Source organism: Ensifer sp. ENS07 (assembly GCF_014852185.1).
GTDB classification, from domain to species: Bacteria; Pseudomonadota; Alphaproteobacteria; order Rhizobiales; family Rhizobiaceae; genus Ensifer; species Ensifer adhaerens.
Map to the genome: position 1 here is coordinate 1 of NZ_JACVBE010000062.1, position 667 is coordinate 667.

1 rRNA gene is annotated in these 667 nt (G+C 52.8%); it reads left to right on the plus strand.

The features are described 5' to 3' along the window. Window positions 1-567: 567 nt before the first annotated feature. Window positions 568-667: ribosomal RNA gene (locus tag IB277_RS37625) — 23S ribosomal RNA — on the plus strand; the annotation flags it as partial.

Consider the following 667-nt stretch of genomic DNA (forward strand, 5'->3'; position numbering starts at 1 on the left):
CAATTCGATTGGTGTTGAACTGACGGAAGATATCCTTGGAGAAAATAAGTTTGCATCGGCTTTAGGGCCTGATGCCTGTTCTGATTACATTGTGAAGAGAAGATATGTCTGGAAGCTTCCAGGTGTTGAAGACGGCCGAAAGGTTGTTGGAGACGTCCGAGCCCAGATCCGATGAACCCATGGATGGTCTAGCCGACCGGATGTGGTGGAGGGTCTGGAGGTAGGAAGGAAGCCTTGTCCTTGAGGCATGATCATTGTTTGGGTGCTCGCAAGAGTGCCCTTCTGGTGTTCATGCTGGATTGGTGTTGCCTGACCGCGCATCACCGGACAGATCTCGAGAAGCTGGTCTTAAGATATGGCGCAAGTGAACCGCTCGGCGTGGTTCCAATAAAGCGACCGTATCGAACACGTCGATGGCATCTGATTGGCTCGGTTGTAAAAGGTAACCGGGTCGTTGGGCGGCTTGAGGCACATTCAGTTGTGCCCGGATAGCCAGGTTTGGCTGCCCCGCGAGAGCGGGACAAGCTTAGCCAAACCCAACTAAGGATGAGCATTGGCAATGAGAACGATCAAGTGTCAAAAGGGCATTTGGTGGATGCCTTGGCATGCACAGGCGATGAAGGACGTGATACGCTGCGATAAGCCGTGGGGAGCTGCGAATAAGCTT